The following is a 17284-nucleotide window of genomic DNA, read 5'->3' as shown; positions in this document are numbered from 1 at the left end:
ATTGTATTCCTGTACGAGCGAGAGGCGTGGCGGCAGGCTGTCCATCGTGCAGGACACTATTCGAATTTCCCCTTCATTTCCTCCTCGAGGTCGTCGTGCCACTGCTTCCCGACGACGGCTTTAAGCGTTGATTCCTTCCAGAGTTCGTAGAGTTGTTGGTGATTCTTAATTTTGTGTTCCAGCAAGAGGTACTCTGCCGTTCGTTCACTGACGCCAGTAAACTCGGTCAAGTCTTGCTCAAACTCGACCAGATGAGTTTCCATCCAGCCTACCGCGTACCCGACCGCTTCCTCGACTGTGTCCATTTCACGCTTCAGCACACGCTCTTCTTTCTTGCTCTGCTGCGGGTTATGCTCGCCTGCCGGCGGGAGAATACCACGAACCTCGTAAGTTCGCGGCTGGTCACCACCGCGCGTGGGAACCGCTTTGATGACAACGGAGTAATCCGATGGTGATGTCCACGAGATCCGATCGGGGGTATGACGGCGGATGTTCCACCCTTCAACATCATCGACCACATCCGCTTCGGTAAGATCTGGCGGCGACTCGACCTCTGTACCAGACTTAAATCCGACGGGAGTAGCCTGCTCACGTGCAGTCTCGATGAGTTGTTCTGCTTGTGATTCACCGATTCCAAGCGTATTCGACAGTTCACCCGGACTGGCAACTGCGACTTTCATTGGATCGTCGAAGCCGTAATCTTCGAGCTTGTGACGTAAATCACTCGACGAAGTTAGTCCGTCGATGTTTGACATACTGGGACGTGCCTAGCACGGACATATCGTTTTTTCGGACAGTCAACGTGTTTCTCGCGCCCTACACAACTTTCAGAGTGGTATCGGTTGGACGATAGACTTCGCCTTTATTCTGCAGTGATTCAATGGTAGATGACGCCCTCTCCTTATCCATCTCAAATCGGTCTCGCATCACCAACAACACATCTTGCTCAGGTGCTCCAGCAGCATCGGGATACTGCTCACCGACGCGTCTGATTATGCCCTTGATGTTCTCTGAAGTAGCTGGCTCATCCTCGTCGACCGCGTCGTCTATATCGACTGGGTCGCCTAGATTGCTCTTGGCGTAGGGGTTCGGATTCTGTGGCTTCCCCCGCTCAAGCATATCCTCACAGAGGCTCACAATTCTATTTGCAGCGGTCGAGTCACCGTCTGAATATTGGTCACGCAAGCGTTCGACGTACGACTCCCAATCCAAATCGCTCACATCCTCCCACTCCCACGGCATCAGAACGTCGAGGAACATATGTCCTCGCCGGTGACGATGTTCGTCACATACCGGGACTAAATTGGTGGGCTCACCAGACCCCCCGTATCGCGGGGGAACTATCCGATGAACTGCATCAGCGGACTTGTCGCAGGCAATACACTCTCCATCATGCTGGTTGAAGACAACCTCCCGGGTCTCGTCGGTGATTTTGTCGTATTCGTCGTCTGGGACAGCTTCGTATCCACGCGGACGAACCCATTGTTCCTGAGACATGGAAAACCGTTCACCACATTCTGGACACCACTTTTGTCCCCCCTCTCGCCACGACTTACAATTTGGCCAAGACTGCTTCTGACGGTCCCCGAGATCCAGTTCTTGCGGGCTTAGCAGATTGCCGCACTCACATTTGTAGTACTCATGTTCGGTTCGACGAAGGCCATGACCTTCGGCGTTCAGTATGATGAAGACAAGATGGTTGTGGTGCCTTCCCCCAGACTGCTTGTACGTCCCAAGTAGCATCTACCTTAGAGCTACAGTCCAGCACGGATTAATCATGCTCTATATACAGATTCAGGAATCCAATGACCAAGATAGGAGAGAATCTAGTGAAACCCGCAATTCACTTTTGGTCGGTCTCGAACGTGAACTTCTCAGACTAATCAAAAATGAGTCTTCAGTGATAGGAGATCACTCCCAACCATCGTCTGTTTCATCGCCGAAAGCACGAAACGGATGAGGGCCTCAAAGAGGACTGGCCGTTGTCTTGGACCAGCCGATCAGGCGGTTCTTTTTCGTCTTCTATGAGTGAACTGCCATATATATTATATTTTAATAGAAGAGGCGGTCCGAAGAGGTTATAATTTCCGTCATGCGCTTTTCAGACCCCATATCGTCTATATTCAAACGATGTGGGTAGATCTTCCACGAGCTGCAGCAAACCATCGTCAACTGCTGGAATTGGTCGTTGGCGAGTGCGACCAAGATGTGATACTGATTCTTTCAAATTCGAGGTTCTCACCACCTCGTCAAGCACAATTACTCCGGATAGCCGCGTTTGAAGATCGTCGAGGACATTTTTACTTCCTAGGAACCGCCCGACGAGCCTATTGTTGGATCTAAGCCTGTTTCGTCATCCTCTGCACCTCGATAATTGTCCAAAGGAAGGCTAGGGTACACTAGTGCAAACGCCGCTGGCTCTCTCCGGCCGAGGGGCCATCAGACGACAAGAGTCCATGGCAAATATATCAGATATCACTCATTGGATAATGATGCGATTTGCAGTGGAGTTTGTCACCCCCGAGAGGAGCGAGGGGCTATCACGCCCACTCAACAACCATGTCTTCAGAACACGAGCAACAGCGATCACGACCAACTGGCGAGCAAACTAAACAACCGAGCGAAGAACCGTGGGCAGATCTCGAGCTGACGCTCCCACATACCAGAAGTCCGACTGCCATCGTCTCACTCGTCGAGTGTGCACTCGTCGAACTCACCCATGAAGAAGTTGGTGCGGAGTTCGTCTCGACTAGTGTTGCAGGAGTGAAGCGGACACAGTTCATCGCCGTCGACGACGTCGGTGAGGAATTCAAGAAGCGGTATCTCGACGAACGACTCGGTTGGCACGAAGCAACAGTTAGCCGCAAAGCAGTTCGCGACGAGCTGGTCAATCGCCTCTCACAGCGGTCGTCACTGATCGATGAGGTAGGTCAGAATGACGTCGTCACCGCTCAAGATAGATTCCAGGTGAAACCAGTTCGGGAACTTCGAGTTCAAAAATAGATTCTTAACCAACACGAACCCAATTATCACGCCTGTTGTTGGTTAAGTCTAATTGATGATAGAGGCATTCCAGTCTACACTACGGTGGGAACGATTCCTCGAAGCAAAACCGACACCGACAGCCACACAAGGACGAGCATGTCCAACAGCGAGTCCCCAGATGATGTCCCTCGTTCGAGGACGCGTTTCGCGGTGACGATGTCGAACACCGCGTCTACGAGACAATCCCCAGACTCGTGATCCGATGACACCGAGTGTTATTACCAGGCGAGCTAATCGTGACGACGCCGACGCTGCTGTCGGTATTTGTCCGAACAGGCCAATTGACGCCTGCTGAGGCACTCACCGTCCTCGAGGACATCAGCATCACTCGAAGTTGGAACGCGAACAGCTACGTCCGCGGCACGCTCATTACTTAAAAGATGCCTAGCGGCAAAACCCTCATACCACTGTGATCGGAAGCGACACACAAGTGACGTCCTACAACGACTCCTCAGCGACGGTCGACAAAGAAGTCCGCCGACTGTACGAGCGGTATCAGGCGGCCGAGAGCGACGCCAAACGTCACGAGATCGCCCTCGAGATGGGGAAGCTTGACGGACGCCGCCACGCAGACATTTACGCAGCGCTCGAAGACGAGTGACTCAACAGGCTTCTCAGTGCCTCCTTAGCTATCGACGGCTGTTTTACTATCCAGTGACGAGCCCCCGTAACCAAATGACCATCACGACGTGTTTTGGCTTGGTCCATGATCTAATCGACAGTCAAGCCATGAACCGTGTGGGACGAACAGGACACCCTCGATAGCCTGTTTTTCTGCGCTAGAAGGCGTGCAGCGCGCGTTAGCGTGCTCAATGTGATTTGCATGGCCAAACCTGACCTCAACGACGACACGAGTGCCGACTACGAACAGTTCGAGGCCGAACTCCTCGCCCAAGATCAAGACGCTGTCCGCGTTGGGACGGCGGACATGGACGATTCGGAGGCCCGTAACCTGGTCAATGACCTCCTCGACGCGGGCATCGTCATCCCAATCGCTGAAAAGCGCGTGCTCGTCCACGACCCCAGTAGTGAAGCGTTCAAATCAATTACCCAACTCGCCGTCTTCCACAAAGGCTGGACAGTTGCTTGCAACGCCGGCGAGGAGACGGCCTGATGCAGCAGACACTCTCCGGGTGTGCCTTCTGCGAGGCGCTACCCGGTGCTGAAGCTGGTGAGGCACACACGTGGGGGAAAGAAGAGCGGGTCACGCATCAGATCTGTGTCGACTGTGCAATTCAGGCGCGACCCGATCCCGATGAGCGCAATTACCACGCCTGCGACGGGTGTGGACTCGTCGTTGACACGCTCGCGGCGCTCACGCGGTTTCGCGTCGAACTGGGCCACCTGGAAGATCCCATACAGCTCTGTCCTCGTTGTAGCCCCGGTGGACCATCCACGTATTGGACGCGCGACCTCGAGGAGCACCTAGTCACGACGGCGGTTGAGTGACCCCAAATCGTTGGAGTTCCGTGATAACGATAGTCAAGAAGCGCTGTGCCATACGTATCAAACCAAGCAACGGAGACATCATCCGGGACTTCCTCTCGGTCGCATTCCTCCTCGAGGAGTACTTTCGAATGAAGGACCTCCTTTCCAGTCAGCCGTTGTTTTCCCTCTCGCTCACCCACCTGAATTCGTTTTTCGCGCCTGAAGGGTGAGGCGCGACCATGTGTGCCTCGAGATCACTAATGAGTACAGATCAGTCACTCCAGAGCGGATCGCATCGAGACGACCAATCCCAGACGGACACGAGCGACCGGGATCGCAGTTATCCAGGTGACATTGCCCACCTCAACGGACATGAACTCATAGCTATTGACGAGTGGCTTCCTGGAACTGAGCCATCACCGTATGAGATCGACCTCACAGAAGGCTATGAATACCGCACACGCTACTGGCGCTGCAGAAAATGCGGCCAAGAACGCAATCGTCGAGAGGAATTCACCAACCCTTGTGTAGACACCCAACCACCGACTGCACTCGAGGCAGGCGGCTACTCTGTCGATGAACCACGAACCCGTCGCGCGCTGAGCGAGGATATGGACGTTCGTTTCGCCAGCGTGGGGCCAACCTACGAGGTCGTCAGCGGGAGTGGGAACACCTACATGGTTGACGTCGAAGCGGAGACGTGTACTTGTCCGGATTGGGAACAACGCCAGCCCTCCGGTGGTTGCAAGCATCTCAGACGCGTCGATCTCGAGATACGAACTGGGATCACTCCCGCCCCGGATGGGACATTCAACCGGTGACTGTGGGTTAAACCGGTCGTCCACTCGAGATAGTTTGTCGCCCCCAGAGGAGTGCGGGGGTTCGACTGAAGCCACCGCAGACACTCATGCGAACAAACAACGTAGCACCAGCGTCGCCAGACGCTGAGACGACATGGCCCCTGAAGCGAGGTATTGCCAGATGACCAGGTATAACGAGTGTCGGCTACCGACCTGTACGAGACTCACCCGCGATCGGGCAGGGTACGCTGGCCGGTTCTGTTCGGACAGCTGTGAAATCCGCTATGAGCATTTGCAGGCAGACGCTCGAGACGCAGCTCAAGAGGATGCGTACTGATGCTCGAACAAATTGATCATCGAGGCAAGCGCTTCACGATCGAGGACGACATTGACGACAAACGGAGAATCGAACGCGGACGGCGGGCAGTTGCCCTCGAACGACAGGCCCAGCGAGAACTCCGAGAACTCGAGCGGGCGAAAGCGGTCGCTGGTCCAGCCGGGATGAATCCCGACGTCGAGGTGCTCGACTGATGACGCCAGAGGTGCCCTGATACCTGCACTGTCGCCTTCCGTTCTCTGGATCCCCCTCCTCTGGCCGAGATGGACTCGGGTGTGAGACTGTCCCGTTGCTCGATATCCCTCGACCACTCGAGACTCCGTCTCGCTTGCTTCCGCTGCGCGCCTCTTTTCACTTGGGGTTTACGGGGTCGGGGGACGACCGGGTCAGCCTTACTCTTTCTGAGCCCGCCAGGCTATCGGCTGAGTCGCTGCGTGTCAAGTCCGGTTGAACCGTGTTTCTCTGCGGCCCGCCACGCTCACCGCTGCCGCCCGCCGCGTCGCTCGCACATAGTCCGGATAGATTGACCGCAACACTCTTTACTGATTCGCTGTAAACTGTAAATATCTATTTGCCCATGTCACGCACGTCAAACCGAACCAACGGCGACGTCATCCGCGACTTCCTCTCGGTCGCGGACCTCCTTGAGGAGCCACAGCTCGCCCAACTGTACGCGCATCTCGCCCGAGAGGAGGAAGCAACCGTTCAGGAACTCATGAACGAACTCGACCTCGCGCAGGGAACGGCCTACACCTATGTGAACCGGCTGGTCGACGCCGGCGTCATCGAGGCGACCACCGACGAGCAACCCCGGGTGTACGTCGCTCGCGACATCAATCTGACCGTCACAGCAGTTGATGACGCTCGCGAGTACACGATCACGCCCGCGCTCATCGACGCCATCGCCCGTCGCACGACCGACGACGACATCGATACCTACATCGACCGCCACGGTATCGCCGGACTCGCAACGGCACTCACCTACACCGTCGACCGGGAACGTGGCGAGGTCACCCACCGGCTGATGGCCCGTGATCTCGACATCTCGCCGCTCGCCGCCGAGATCATCCTGCAGGCGCTTCGCCCCGTCGTCCACGAGCACTTCGATATCGAGGAGGCAGGCGCGTCGGTCGCGGATATCGAGGGTGTCGACCGGGACATCGCCGGCAACGACGCGTGAGCGCCATCCATATAGCTGATACCGGTCTGTTCGTCGCGATGGGGAACCCGTCGAACCGTCGGTATCAGGTCGTCCGAACGTTTGCACGCCGGAACGACATGACGTTCGTCCTCCCGGAACGTGTCTACGACGAACTGACCGTCAACGCGCCCGACATCGAGACACCGCCGGTCGACACGGCAATCGACGAAGGGTGGGCCCGAGTCGCAGCCCCGTTGGGATACACGAACGCACTAGTCTCCCGGACGATGGACGGCGTGCAGCGATACATCGCGAACGCTGATGACCGCCCTGCCGACGAGATCGAACGTGCGGATCCAGCGCTGGCAGGGGTCGCCGCTCAAGCGTTCGTCGACGAGACCGCTGACTATGCTTACATCTACACGACGGATAGTCTCGCTGGAGAAGGGGCTGAAAATGTCTTCGCCAGTGAGGGCTACGGCGATTCAGTCACGTACGTGAACGGCTTCCGCTTCGTCGAAGATCTTCTCGAGTAGGCTGCTCCTCGTTGGGTCCGTATACCGGTCACTGCGGAGCAAAATTCGATATCAGCCCGCCAGCGATGGCCGTTACCGTCTCGAAAAGCCCTCGGCCGCTCGGTATCCCGCGACCCACGCTGCGCTCCTCGTACCTGCGGTGCTTGCGGAGTCGGGGGACGACCGAGACAGCCTCGCCCTTTCTGATTCCACCAGGATATCGGCTGTCTCACTGAGCGTCGAACCCGGTTAAACAGGTTCTTTGTTACGGCACGCCCCGCTCGCCGCTTCCGCCCTCCGCATCGCTCGCGACCGACCATTCCGGGCATGCGGCGAGCAAGCTCGCCGTTCCGGGCTAAAATGAATCTGGTCTCGACGCCAGCATTAAGCGCGTTTTCGGTTGCGCCCCTCGCGGGCTTTCGCGTTCCAGCGCTTTGGGCCGCTCCACGCGGCGAGTCATACCACGACTCGCCGTGCTCACGACCGTCGCGCTGGACACGGACCCGCAGTCCGGGCCGGACGCGAGAAACGGCTTAAAGCTGGCCGCTCGCTCCGGGCGGGTCGGCGCGCGGTTCTGGTTGGATGACCTCCCCGAGGCGCTCTCGCTCGCGCCCCAGGGGGCGCTCACGAAGGCGCGAGCGAGAGCGCACAAATGGTTCTGTCGGTCGTTGTCGTCGGAAAACCGTGATGTAGGAGCATCGCGGTGTCGGGCGCTGAGCGCCTTCGGAATTTTGGAGAATTCCAATGTCAAGTAAGAACGTTACCAGTGAAGTAGTTTCGGTCGATGAACAAGCATTCGAAAAAGCGAACGAAGCGGTGGTCGATGAGGACGGCTTCAAAGTCGTCGATGAGACACCGGAGTTCCAGGCAACGGTGCAGATGGAGGTGCAGGCGAAGGTAGATGCCAACCACCCAGACGGGATGGTCGACACCAGTGACGAGCGGATCTACGGTGCGACTCTTGAACAGGAAGAGCGCATTCGGGCGCGAGAGGCGGAGCTGGAGCGCATCAGTGCCAGGGCAGAGATAGGGATGCAAGAAGGTCGGGAGAAGCGGACGCGAGATATCGCGGCGAAGCGGAGCGCTGAGCGACGTGTTGAGTTCCAGAAACGGGCGGCGAGCGTGGACCCGTGGGCGGATCCGGACCGAGACGATCCTCGTGCAGAACTGACGCAGGAGCAGTTGGCAGTGGTGAACAAGCAGTCAATGCGGCTGGCCGAGAAGCTGGATGGCTGGTCGCGAGCAGCGATTGGTCGGCGAATGGGTGAAGCCGTCGTCGATGGAAAAGACCTGATGAGTGCAGTCGTCGGGGTGTTCGAGGAGTTGCAGACGGCGCCGGGACAGGTGGTTCCCATCGGGATGCTCGAGAACATCAATCGGAAAGAAGTGAGCATCGAGGGGACTGTGACGCAGTTGTGGGAGCCGTCGAGTTCAGCTATTTCCCAAGTGGGACTCATCGAAGACGAAAGTGGACGGACGAAGTTCACCAGCTGGGTTGCGAGCGACCAACCCTGGATTGAGGAGGGAGAACACGTTCGGATTCACGGAGTGGCGAAGAACTGGTACAACGGGCGCGTCTCGGTGGCTCTAACCGGCTGGACGGAGGTGCATTTCCCCGAGCGCGGTCGGTGGTGGGAGTAACCGATCGTCGCACCCTTCTTTTTTGCTACGTGCCAGGACCGACCCAAGCCCCACCTCCCCACCCTCCGCTCCGTGCTCGCTTCGCTGCGCGCGCAGCCACAACCGGACTACGCTCCGGAAGTGACGTAGCGAGGGGTGAGGGCACTGTCGAAAGGGAATGTGTTTGTCTACCTCTGGGGGCGGAGGTACACAACAGCGTGCCCTAGCAACGATGACTGATGGAACGACTCTCACGACCGTGAACGCCTTCGCATTCACCTCCGCGAAGGTCAACGAACGACCAATTCCACGGTCGTCGAAGCACAGTCAACCGCCAAACTGAGCCCTTAGGAAGACCTACCGCCGACGCACCTGCAGGAGAGGTTCTCGGTCATGGATCTTGCGGGACACCTAACACCACCAGACGCTGAGTGGGTTCGACGGGTCGGGACACAGGATGTTCACTACGTCCGCGAACGCGCCTCATAACGGTCTCGAGCGTTCTGGTGAGGTCAAGAGGGCAAGCAAGACAAAGAGCGGCCATAGCTCGTCGGCCATCTCAGTCTCGGAGGTGGGAGTCTTCGACCCGGACAAGTTGGAGGGACGGGAACGGTGCAAAGGGGATTTCCTCCTCAACGAGCTCGTCGAGTGGGATTGCAGCCTCCCGGTCGCCCCATCTCGGGATGTGCTCTTCAAGCACATCGAGTGGAGTAACTACGATGACCTCGTCGTCATCTGGGTACTTCGGTGTCTTGTCGGCCAGTGTGTCTCCGTCCTCGAACTCCCATCCGGTGAGTTCGAGTCCCGGAATGTTCACGACGACTAGGGCGATCGGTTCGTCGGCCTCTGTATCGTGGACGATATCGCCGTAGATGAAATCCGGGTCTCCCTCCTCGTCGTCCAGTTCGAGTTCCAGGGCCATATCAAGTGACCGTTGGAGTGGTTCCTCTCGACCCGGTGGCTGCCATTGTTCTTCGTCGGTACGTCCGTCGGGTGGTCTGCCGCCTTTGCGTGGCATTAGTTGGTCACCATGAATCCGTCAAGTACAGTTTGCGAGCTGTGCAGCGCCTCGACTCTCCAGTTGATGGTTTCAGTCAACCGTTCGGGGTCGTGGTCGCCGTTTGGTTGCCTAATTTTGTCTAGGATGGTCTTCTTCCCGGAGAACGCAACGACCTCGTCAGGGACGTGGAGGAGATGCTCGTGAGAGACCCGACCGTTCAGGTAGATTCGATCCGGCCCGAGCGTCTCGACCAAGGCCTCCAAGTCATCCCAGAGGTTGAACTTCGAGTCGTACTCAGTCCCATCGAAAGCACACGACTTCGTGCCGAAGACCTCGAACAGTTCCCGGCAGTGTTCGTAGTGCCAGGGCTCCCATCCCACGATGATCGGGTAGAGTTCGACATCGAGCCCTGCATCCTCGACCATCCGGTAGAGTGCCTTCTGGCCCTCGACGGACCGCCTGATCTCGTTCAGTAACTCCCGACGGCCCATCTCGTCGCTTTCCATAACCCAGCGGTCGCCTGGAAAGTAGACATCCACGATCCCGTCCAGTTCTTGTAGCCGCTCGAACTCGTCCTCGGGCGTCCGACCGACCAGGAACTTGTTCTGCTCCATCGAGTTGATGATGAGCGTCTGATCAGGATGCATGAACGCCTCTCGTGGCTGATTCACGAACCATGTGGATCGGCGGAACGGTGCTTGGAGGGCCGGAAACTCCTCGACGTTGTAGCCGAAGAGGCGTCTGTCGGTAGAAGCTCCGGGCTTAGTCTTCGGTACAAACTCGTGCGGGAATCGGTCGCCGGGCATGTCGGATCTCTCAGGCGCGATTGTGTTTCGGTGGCGCCTGTCGTGACACTACTCACCGCACAGGGATAAATCTTGTTCATATTTCTTCGCACAAGATCCTATTCTTAGGCCAGCCAAAACACATACTGTTCAGTAAATCATAATTCATTCCACATACGAAGCATATAACGAAGGTCTTTAGCCTAAACCGCAGATAGAGGAGACTATGACCGAACGAGTCCATATTATCCCGGTTGGATTCGACTTCGAGCGTCTCATCTACCCAATTTCGCAGGGACAGATGGAGGCCGATCGAGTCGTACTCATCACGCACGAGGGCGATCCAGACGACGAGGCAACGAGCAAGGCCGCGCAACTCGCATCGAATATGACTCGCCGATTGGAAGACTCGTTCAAACTGATTGACGTCGAGGTTCAGCGCGAATCCATCGAAATCGAGGGCATGTTCGACTATGAGACCCTCTATCCGATGGCGTACGACTACATCCTCGACGAACTGAAGGCTAATAACGAGGTCTTCATCAACATCTCTTCGATGCCTCGCACGGTCGCCTTCGCGTTCGCTACTGCGGCCGACTCGATAATCGCCGAGTTCCAAGAGGATATGGACGAGGTTCGAGACCAGCTCCACACCTACTACGTCTCGCCGGAGGAGTATCTCGTGCACCGGATGATGGAGGTTCTGGAGAACGCTGCAGACACGCTTGATGACCTGAAGCAGTACGAGGACCTGACCGTGCACAGCCAGTACGAGGAAATCGTACAGCTCCTCGACCGAATCAATGAGAGTGGTGTTACGGAAGGTGCTCGAGATCTCGACGGACAGATGTACGTCGAGTTCCCGTCGTCGCCTGGCAGTGACGTCGAGAATTTCGAGGAGACAATTTTGAATTTCCTCTTTGGTAAGGATCCGATCTCGTCGACATCAGCGCTTGCCGAACAGCTGGCCGAAGAAGAGGGGGAGGAGTACGACGAGTCGTTCCGCAGCCGCGTCCAGTACAATGTCTCGAAACTCGACGAGAAGGGGTATGTAGACCGCGAGAAAGAGGGGAACCGCCTCGAAACGCAGCTCTCGACGATGGGGCGGATGTGGGTGGAAACTCACCGGAGATGAACTGGTTCCTCGCATGACGGGCACTCCGCTTAGACCGCTCGGTGGCCGTCCCTCTCGTATTCGATGAGGAGCATACCTGCGGGTATCTCGGTCACGCAGGTCGGACAGATTCCGAGGGTCGGGCGGTCAGTAGACATCGGGGATGGAGCGCTGGAGCGTGTGACATTATATTTCAGGCTCCAAATCGATATTGATCATAAAGGTGCAAAAAGTCGAGCCAACTGAGGTGAAAGAGAAACCCGAAATATAATCCCGAGTGAATTCATAGATATTTCTGAATGACTGTTGGGGCGGTCTGTGAGGATGGGCACATCCGTGTGATCGAGGCAGAGCACGAGGATATCGAGCACGACCCGTACTGTCGGAAGTGTGGTAATCAATTGCACAGTGTCTGTCCCAATTGCAACAACGCCCCTGTCAAGCTGGACGGTTACACTCGGGATAACGGGTCTCCCCACTGGCGAGTACAGGAGTACTGCCACAACTGCGGAGAGGCGTATCCGTGGGGTCCGTCACGGTTCATGGAAGTCACTCGGGAGGTTGCCAAACGACTCCCCGAACCACAGGATTCCAGACCCAGTGGCCGAGTCTACTCGAATCCCCAGCGACAGTTCCTGAAGGAGACGAAGTACGGGTCAGAGGTCATCAGGCATGTTCAAGAGGGGGACCAATGCTATCGACACAGTCTCTGGCACTCGGCCCTCACCTGCTACATCCATGCCTTCGAGTGGACCGCGATTGCCTATCTGGAGCTCACGACCGATGTGGACATCATCGAAGAGGAACAAAACGGCAACTACTACAACTTCGCTGGTGGCCGGAACTCATACTACCGGCTAAAAGTATTTTAAACGAGGAACAACATTGATCGATTATGAACTCTCTCGACAACGTCTCTATTGAAGACCTCCGCCAGGTCTTGGCGGAGGTCGAGGGGAAGAAGCCGACACAGCGGCTAATGGCGGCAATCAATTATCTCGAAGAAGACGGTGCGACGTTAGAAGAGGTCGCTGAACGGTATGGATATACTGCTGCCTGGCTCTCGCAGTGGCTTGACCGACTCGAACGGCTCGCCGACGAGCCGTTCGAGGAGGTCGTCTACGACGAACACCGGTCGGGAAGACCCTCAGAGCTCTCCGACGAAGAGTACGAGCAGTTCGTTGAAGTGCTCCACAAATCACCAGAGGAAATTGGGCTTGACGCGCCTGCGTGGTCTGTTCCACTCGCTCGTCATTATCTCGTTGAGGAGTTCGGTGTCGAGTACTGCGAACGACACATCCGACGACTGATGTCTGAGGCCGGGCTGTCCTGGAAGACAGCCCGGCCGGAGTTCCACAAGTCCGACGAACGAGCTCAGGAAGCGTGGAAAGACGGGTTCAAAAAAAGCTCGACAACTTGGACGACGAATACACGCTCCTGACCATTGATCAGACGCGTCAGGTGCTCTCAACGCTGATCTACGCGTGGTTTCCAGAAGGAGAGCGCCCGTCACTCCCGGTGACGGGCGCGTGGGACAGTATCAAACTCCTTGGGGCGGTCAGCGACAGCGGCGAGACGTTCTTTTTGCCGTGTGAGGAAAATTTCAACAGCGACACCACAATTCGGTTTCTCGATGCTCTCCAAACCGAGTTCGGCGACAAGATCTGCGTCGTCTTGGACAACGCTTCCTATTTCACGGCGAACAAGGTGCAGGAATACGCCGAAAGAACCCCGATCGAACTGTGCTACCTTCCACGGGGTTCACCGGAGCTGAACCCCGTGGAAGAGTGCTGGCGACGTCTCAACCAAGCACTGGGCAACCGCCTGTTCGACACACTGGATAAACTTCAAGGGGCTGCACTGACCGCGCTTGACACCATTGAACCGCCGAGCGTCTTTACGTACTTATGTCCTTGAGTATCAATCCTCAACGAACTGACCGAACACGCGGAGCTCGACCAGAAGACCATCTCGAAGATCGAGAGCATGAATCGTGCCGAGCGCCGATGGATGGCCCATCACAAATCAGGCCAGACGCTCCAAGACGATGTAGACCAGATTCGGAGTCGGCTCTCAGAGTTCGTCGAGAAGTTATTCCCGACCGACACAGTCCGGCAGCACGTTGAGGACTCGGAATAAGACCTATACTCGAACAGTCTGAGTTCCTTCTCTTGTCGATCTTATCGCAGGCGCCGAGGTTCTCATCGACTCCTTGTGTAAGCACTTCAATCCTGCATATAGTCTATTGTCCCCTCAATGGGTGAGGGGGTCGCCGTACCGGCGAATCTCAAAAAATTGGTGAGAAAACATGTCGACGAGAGATATCTACGAAACAAGCTTCGACGAGGACATCCAGACGAACTCCAGCACGAACTCATGTCCCGAGTGCAATGGCCGGGTCACTACCAACTCGGTCGAAACCATCTGTGAGGACTGTGGACTCGTTATTGACGAACAACGAATCGACCACGGCCCTGAATGGAGAACTCACGATCAGGACCAGCGAAAGCGGACGGGTGCGCCACTTACAGCAGCACGTCATGACCGAGGACTTTCGACCGAGATCGGTCGCTGGAAAGATGCGAACGGGAACAAACTCTCCGGACGAAAGCGCCAGCGACTATCCCGAATGCGGCGTGAACAGACTCGTGGTCGGTTCCAGTCGAAAGCCGAGCGAAACCTCGCACACGGGCTGGGTGAAGTTCGAAGAATTGCGAGCGTCCTCGAGCTCTCAGATTCGGTTCGTGACCAGGCGTGTCAGCTGTTCCGGAGCGCCCAGAACGAAGACCTGCTTCGAGGTCGATCGATCGAGGCGGTAGCTGCTGCAAGCATCTACGGAACCTGTCGCTGTAACGGCCACTCGCGGTTACTCGACGACGTCGTCGACGCGGCACGCGTTGACCAGTCGAGAGTCACGAATGCGTACAAGACGTTGAATACAGAACTCGGACTTCCGACCCAGCCTGTCCGCCCCAGCGAATTTATCCCTCGTCTCGCGTCAGAACTCGATGTTCCAGCGTACCTCCGACAGCGAGCTCGGAGGTTGGCTGAACAGGCGGAATCGACAGGAGTAGCGTCGGGCGTCAAACCATCAGGATTCGCAGCCGCCTGTCTGTATAAGGCGGGTCGTGAAGAGGGACGATGGCTGACGCAGGCGGAAGTGGCGGAGGTGGCGAGCGTCACTGCAACGACCATCCGGTCGCATCAAGATACGCTGAAGGAATTGGCTGTCTGAAGACGCGATCTGCGAGTTTTCTTCCGATTCAAGTTCGGCGTTGATCGCCGAGATTTAAATACAGAGACGAAGGAAGATGTTGCCAGACGACTCTATGAATGGACGACAATCTGATTTTGAGGAACTACGACCCCTTGGCGAAACGAACCACGTTCCCGACAACCAGCTTTCTGGACGGGGCAACACAGGACAAGGAGAGGGACTGCGAAGGGAAGGGCTCGAATCGTATCCAAATCGAACGGGATCGACACAGAGCGAGTGTTCCTCATGTGGCGCTTCGATTTCTGCTAACCGCACCAAGTGTCGGTTCTGCCTCTCAAATCATCTCGATGAAACCAGTGACGAGAGTCCCTCCTCGGATACTGAGTGGACACTACTCCATGTCGTCCATCTGCTCGTCGAGGCGGCGACGTTCTACACCGCCATCGCGAAGGGTGCTGCTGCGGCCACGCTCCTCACGAAGGCTGACAGGGACCCAGCGGTCGACAACTGCCAACTGATCTATGACCTCGATACAGAGCCCGCTGCACAACTGACCGACAAGTGGCCCTCGCTGCCCGAAGCAGTTCGAGTCACCTCCGAAAGCGGTGAACAGCTACTCACCGCCGCTCGTGAGCGGACGGGACAGACAGAGTCGACGCAGTCATGGAGTGAGGGGGCGCACTCAACGTTTCTCTACGATGAGGGAGGGTACGACGTTCGCAACGAAGATCGACTTACAGCCCTACTGGAGAGTGCCGAAAACGACGTCTGGTTGGTGCCAGCCGTTGCACTCCAGCGCGCCGTCACCGACGAGCATTCAGAGGATTGTCAACCCAGCGTTCCCTCGAGAACACGTCTTGAATGTCGCAAGTGTGGTCGAAAGACTGAGCATCAGTTCCAAGAGTTCGAGACTGTCCCAGATGACGAGTGGTCTGGCCAGCCGATGTGGGAGTGCCAGGTGTGTCAATCGCCTCGTCACGGACCAGACCCTCAATAAGATGATCAGCTGAGCAATATCTTAACCAACGTAGAATGTAGACGCCCGAAACCGTTGGTTAACGTGTGCAAGGCCCTCTACAACTCAGGAACTGCAGCAAGTTTTTCACCCCCTGAGGGGTGCGGGGGTGCTCAAACGAGTACTCTCGAACAGACCCATGAGTAGAACTATCGACTCACAGTCGCTCCAACAAAGAAGCCAGAGAAGTGACCGCGACATCGTCTACGTCGGCTACCGACAGCGAGGGCGTGCCGTCGTGGAGAAGCTACCTGAACAAGAACGCCTCACTCCAGACCGAAGCCTCAAGCTGGTAAACCACAGTCCCTCGGGATTCGAATGGGGATACAGTGGGAGTGGGCCAGCGCAGCTCGCACTCGCGCTCCTGCTCGACTACACCGAGGACGAAGAATTTGCACTAACGCACTACACCCAGTTCAAGAACGAGGTTGTGAGTCAACTGGAGTGTGCCAGTCCTAACGAGCATTGGCGACTCACCGGTATCGAGATTGAATCCGCTCTTGGGGTGAACAACTCAGAGGTCCTCACGGCATCTGCGGGGCCGTGAGACGGTTATTTGGTTGTTGCACAGAATTGTGTAAATATAGGATGTGCGAAGTATGTGGCGAGAGGGAACTCAAGGTCATCCTCGCGCTTGACACGGGTGATTCCATCTCCGGCGTCACACGGAAGATCGACGAGAACCGGGAAACGATTCGTCGCGTTGTGAACCGCCTCGAGGAGGCAGGATACGTCGCGTACGACGATGGGATTCATCTCGTCGATCAGACGCTCCGAGACGCCGGTCTCAAGTTCCTGACGGCGGCAGCAGACATCTCGCCGCCGTCGATCTCGGAGGCGTACGTCCTCCCGCAGTTCGCGGGTATGGAGTATGCATTCACTGCCATCGATGCGGTCTACGTCTGGACCCGCGGTGGCTATCAGGTCGCTCGCGACCCAGAGGACTATCCGCTGTTCATCGCCGTCTACGAGTCCGACCTCGACGCCTGGACGGCGTTCTTCGATCGGTTCGGAATCCCAGCTGCAGAGGAGCGCCAGCCCGCTGCCGACCTCGATGGTGCGATACAGGTGGTACTCGAGCCGGAGGCACAGATCGAGGCCGAGATGGTCGAAGGACGGCCCGTTATCTCCCTCCAAGAAACCGTAGCGTTCGCAAACGAGCACTACGCACACTTTCAGTCAGCACTCGATATGCTCGACCGTATGTACGACGAGGTCGACACTGACGCGAACTACCGCCCAAACTAACCTGGGCTGCCATCAGAGT

At 56.8% G+C, this 17284-nt stretch carries 22 protein-coding genes; 17 read left to right on the top strand and 5 right to left on the bottom strand.

What is annotated here, in order from left to right; all coding sequences use genetic code 11:
- Nucleotides 1-56: 56 nt before the first annotated feature.
- Together NATTI_RS0124705 and NATTI_RS0124700 are read right to left on the bottom strand one after the other, a co-directional pair.
- Entirely contained in the window at nucleotides 57-755 is a 699-nt protein-coding gene (locus NATTI_RS0124705; protein WP_019992259.1) for a helix-hairpin-helix domain-containing protein, read from the bottom strand.
- A gap of 61 nt (nucleotides 756-816) precedes the next feature.
- The gene (locus NATTI_RS0124700; protein ID WP_006093035.1) at nucleotides 817-1260 is read right to left on the bottom strand and encodes a hypothetical protein; all 444 of its coding nucleotides are present in this window, start codon (nucleotides 1258-1260) and stop codon (nucleotides 817-819) included.
- A gap of 1299 nt (nucleotides 1261-2559) precedes the next feature.
- Between NATTI_RS0124700 and NATTI_RS27580 the strand changes: the two genes are divergently transcribed.
- The 10 genes from NATTI_RS27580 to NATTI_RS0124635 all read left to right on the top strand — a co-directional run bounded on the left by NATTI_RS27580 (nucleotide 2560) and on the right by NATTI_RS0124635 (nucleotide 8907).
- Nucleotides 2560-3003, top strand: a complete 444-nt coding sequence (locus tag NATTI_RS27580) for a hypothetical protein (RefSeq protein WP_081603700.1) — start codon at nucleotides 2560-2562, stop codon at nucleotides 3001-3003.
- Nucleotides 3004-3257: 254 nt separating this feature from the next.
- Nucleotides 3258-3422: a hypothetical protein gene (locus NATTI_RS26735; protein WP_162832112.1), complete on the top strand. Its 165-nt coding sequence runs from the start codon at nucleotides 3258-3260 to the stop codon at nucleotides 3420-3422.
- Between the two features lie 53 nt (nucleotides 3423-3475).
- Nucleotides 3476-3646 (top strand): hypothetical protein, encoded by a 171-nt coding sequence (locus NATTI_RS26730; protein WP_006093036.1) that lies wholly within the window; start codon nucleotides 3476-3478, stop codon nucleotides 3644-3646.
- Between the two features lie 222 nt (nucleotides 3647-3868).
- A complete protein-coding gene (locus NATTI_RS0124675) occupies nucleotides 3869-4159 on the top strand; it encodes a hypothetical protein (RefSeq protein WP_027119306.1) in 291 nt (96 codons plus the stop codon).
- Complete coding sequence (locus NATTI_RS25900; protein WP_081603701.1) at nucleotides 4159-4494, top strand: DUF7558 family protein; 336 nt, start codon at nucleotides 4159-4161, stop codon at nucleotides 4492-4494. Before NATTI_RS0124675 ends, NATTI_RS25900 begins: the two co-directional genes overlap by 1 nt.
- Before the next feature lie 239 nt (nucleotides 4495-4733).
- Nucleotides 4734-5294 (top strand): hypothetical protein, encoded by a 561-nt coding sequence (locus NATTI_RS26725; RefSeq protein ID WP_162832113.1) that lies wholly within the window; start codon nucleotides 4734-4736, stop codon nucleotides 5292-5294.
- 315 nt (nucleotides 5295-5609) lie between these two features.
- Entirely contained in the window at nucleotides 5610-5804 is a 195-nt protein-coding gene (locus NATTI_RS0124655) for a hypothetical protein (protein ID WP_006093041.1), read from the top strand.
- A gap of 383 nt (nucleotides 5805-6187) precedes the next feature.
- A complete protein-coding gene (locus tag NATTI_RS0124650; protein ID WP_006093042.1) occupies nucleotides 6188-6790 on the top strand; it encodes a winged helix-turn-helix domain-containing protein in 603 nt (200 codons plus the stop codon).
- Nucleotides 6787-7287, top strand: coding sequence for a hypothetical protein (locus tag NATTI_RS0124645; protein ID WP_006093043.1), 501 nt, complete (start codon nucleotides 6787-6789; stop codon nucleotides 7285-7287). The genes NATTI_RS0124650 and NATTI_RS0124645 overlap by 4 nt, the downstream gene beginning before the upstream one ends.
- Before the next feature lie 723 nt (nucleotides 7288-8010).
- Entirely contained in the window at nucleotides 8011-8907 is an 897-nt protein-coding gene (locus tag NATTI_RS0124635; RefSeq protein ID WP_006093045.1) for a hypothetical protein, read from the top strand.
- Between the two features lie 538 nt (nucleotides 8908-9445).
- Here NATTI_RS0124635 and NATTI_RS0124630 read toward each other — a convergent pair.
- Nucleotides 9446-9808, bottom strand: a complete 363-nt coding sequence (locus tag NATTI_RS0124630; RefSeq protein ID WP_006093046.1) for a hypothetical protein — start codon at nucleotides 9806-9808, stop codon at nucleotides 9446-9448.
- Nucleotides 9809-9903: 95 nt separating this feature from the next.
- On the bottom strand, nucleotides 9904-10692 hold the full coding sequence (locus NATTI_RS0124625; RefSeq protein WP_006093047.1) for a hypothetical protein: 789 nt from the start codon (nucleotides 10690-10692) through the stop codon (nucleotides 9904-9906).
- A 205-nt stretch (nucleotides 10693-10897) separates the two neighbouring features.
- Here NATTI_RS0124625 and NATTI_RS0124620 point away from each other — a divergent pair, with 205 nt between their 5' ends.
- Complete coding sequence (locus tag NATTI_RS0124620) at nucleotides 10898-11806, top strand: HFX_2341 family transcriptional regulator domain-containing protein (protein ID WP_006093048.1); 909 nt, start codon at nucleotides 10898-10900, stop codon at nucleotides 11804-11806.
- Nucleotides 11807-11835: 29 nt separating this feature from the next.
- On the opposite strand, the gene NATTI_RS27690 is transcribed toward NATTI_RS0124620, so the two are convergent.
- A complete protein-coding gene (locus tag NATTI_RS27690; protein WP_449289294.1) occupies nucleotides 11836-11943 on the bottom strand; it encodes a DUF7837 family putative zinc-binding protein in 108 nt (35 codons plus the stop codon).
- A 141-nt stretch (nucleotides 11944-12084) separates the two neighbouring features.
- On the opposite strand from NATTI_RS27690, the gene NATTI_RS0124615 reads away from it, so the two are divergent.
- From NATTI_RS0124615 to NATTI_RS0124580, 6 genes are all read left to right on the top strand, one after another.
- On the top strand, nucleotides 12085-12657 hold the full coding sequence (locus tag NATTI_RS0124615) for a DUF2321 domain-containing protein (protein WP_006093049.1): 573 nt from the start codon (nucleotides 12085-12087) through the stop codon (nucleotides 12655-12657).
- A 23-nt stretch (nucleotides 12658-12680) separates the two neighbouring features.
- Nucleotides 12681-13702, top strand: a protein-coding gene (locus tag NATTI_RS25890) for an IS630 family transposase (protein WP_086009528.1) whose coding sequence is annotated in 2 segments (ribosomal slippage) — nucleotides 12681-13194 and nucleotides 13194-13702 — 1023 coding nt in all. Because the reading frame shifts where the segments join, the coding sequence is not laid out codon by codon here.
- A 391-nt stretch (nucleotides 13703-14093) separates the two neighbouring features.
- Nucleotides 14094-15020 carry a transcription initiation factor IIB gene (locus tag NATTI_RS0124595; protein ID WP_006092908.1) on the top strand — a complete coding sequence of 309 codons (927 nt, stop codon included), beginning with the start codon at nucleotides 14094-14096 and terminating at the stop codon, nucleotides 15018-15020.
- 76 nt (nucleotides 15021-15096) lie between these two features.
- Nucleotides 15097-15999, top strand: a complete 903-nt coding sequence (locus tag NATTI_RS27255) for a biosurfactant protein 1 (protein WP_006092909.1) — start codon at nucleotides 15097-15099, stop codon at nucleotides 15997-15999.
- A gap of 157 nt (nucleotides 16000-16156) precedes the next feature.
- Complete coding sequence (locus tag NATTI_RS0124585; RefSeq protein WP_006092910.1) at nucleotides 16157-16564, top strand: DUF6166 domain-containing protein; 408 nt, start codon at nucleotides 16157-16159, stop codon at nucleotides 16562-16564.
- A gap of 41 nt (nucleotides 16565-16605) precedes the next feature.
- Complete coding sequence (locus NATTI_RS0124580) at nucleotides 16606-17265, top strand: helix-turn-helix domain-containing protein (protein ID WP_006092911.1); 660 nt, start codon at nucleotides 16606-16608, stop codon at nucleotides 17263-17265.
- The last annotated feature ends 19 nt before the right edge of the window (nucleotides 17266-17284 follow it).

It is taken from the genome of Natronorubrum tibetense GA33, from assembly GCF_000383975.1.
Lineage (GTDB): Archaea > Halobacteriota > Halobacteria > Halobacteriales > Natrialbaceae > Natronorubrum > Natronorubrum tibetense.
Note: the sequence above shows the minus strand (reverse complement) of the source record. Positions and strands in the feature narration are given on the sequence as shown.

Excerpts from the sequence above, each read along its gene's own strand:
- NATTI_RS0124655 (WP_006093041.1), top strand. The coding sequence starts at position 5,610 with ATGCTCGAACAAATTGATCATCGAGGCAAGCGCTTCACGATCGAGGAC.
- NATTI_RS0124615 (WP_006093049.1), top strand. The coding sequence starts at position 12,085 with ATGACTGTTGGGGCGGTCTGTGAGGATGGGCACATCCGTGTGATCGAG.
- NATTI_RS27255 (WP_006092909.1), top strand. The coding sequence starts at position 15,097 with ATGTTGCCAGACGACTCTATGAATGGACGACAATCTGATTTTGAGGAA.
- NATTI_RS0124595 (WP_006092908.1), top strand. The coding sequence starts at position 14,094 with ATGTCGACGAGAGATATCTACGAAACAAGCTTCGACGAGGACATCCAG.
- NATTI_RS26725 (WP_162832113.1), top strand. The coding sequence starts at position 4,734 with ATGAGTACAGATCAGTCACTCCAGAGCGGATCGCATCGAGACGACCAA.
- NATTI_RS0124620 (WP_006093048.1), top strand. The coding sequence starts at position 10,898 with ATGACCGAACGAGTCCATATTATCCCGGTTGGATTCGACTTCGAGCGT.
- NATTI_RS0124675 (WP_027119306.1), top strand. The coding sequence starts at position 3,869 with ATGGCCAAACCTGACCTCAACGACGACACGAGTGCCGACTACGAACAG.
- NATTI_RS0124650 (WP_006093042.1), top strand. The coding sequence starts at position 6,188 with ATGTCACGCACGTCAAACCGAACCAACGGCGACGTCATCCGCGACTTC.
- NATTI_RS0124580 (WP_006092911.1), top strand. The coding sequence starts at position 16,606 with ATGTGCGAAGTATGTGGCGAGAGGGAACTCAAGGTCATCCTCGCGCTT.
- NATTI_RS0124705 (WP_019992259.1), bottom strand. The coding sequence starts at position 755 with ATGTCAAACATCGACGGACTAACTTCGTCGAGTGATTTACGTCACAAG.
- NATTI_RS0124700 (WP_006093035.1), bottom strand. The coding sequence starts at position 1,260 with ATGTTCCTCGACGTTCTGATGCCGTGGGAGTGGGAGGATGTGAGCGAT.
- NATTI_RS27690 (WP_449289294.1), bottom strand. The coding sequence starts at position 11,943 with ATGTCTACTGACCGCCCGACCCTCGGAATCTGTCCGACCTGCGTGACC.
- NATTI_RS0124635 (WP_006093045.1), top strand. The coding sequence starts at position 8,011 with ATGTCAAGTAAGAACGTTACCAGTGAAGTAGTTTCGGTCGATGAACAA.
- NATTI_RS0124625 (WP_006093047.1), bottom strand. The coding sequence starts at position 10,692 with ATGCCCGGCGACCGATTCCCGCACGAGTTTGTACCGAAGACTAAGCCC.
- NATTI_RS27580 (WP_081603700.1), top strand. The coding sequence starts at position 2,560 with ATGTCTTCAGAACACGAGCAACAGCGATCACGACCAACTGGCGAGCAA.
- NATTI_RS25900 (WP_081603701.1), top strand. The coding sequence starts at position 4,159 with ATGCAGCAGACACTCTCCGGGTGTGCCTTCTGCGAGGCGCTACCCGGT.
- NATTI_RS0124630 (WP_006093046.1), bottom strand. The coding sequence starts at position 9,808 with ATGGCCCTGGAACTCGAACTGGACGACGAGGAGGGAGACCCGGATTTC.
- NATTI_RS0124585 (WP_006092910.1), top strand. The coding sequence starts at position 16,157 with ATGAGTAGAACTATCGACTCACAGTCGCTCCAACAAAGAAGCCAGAGA.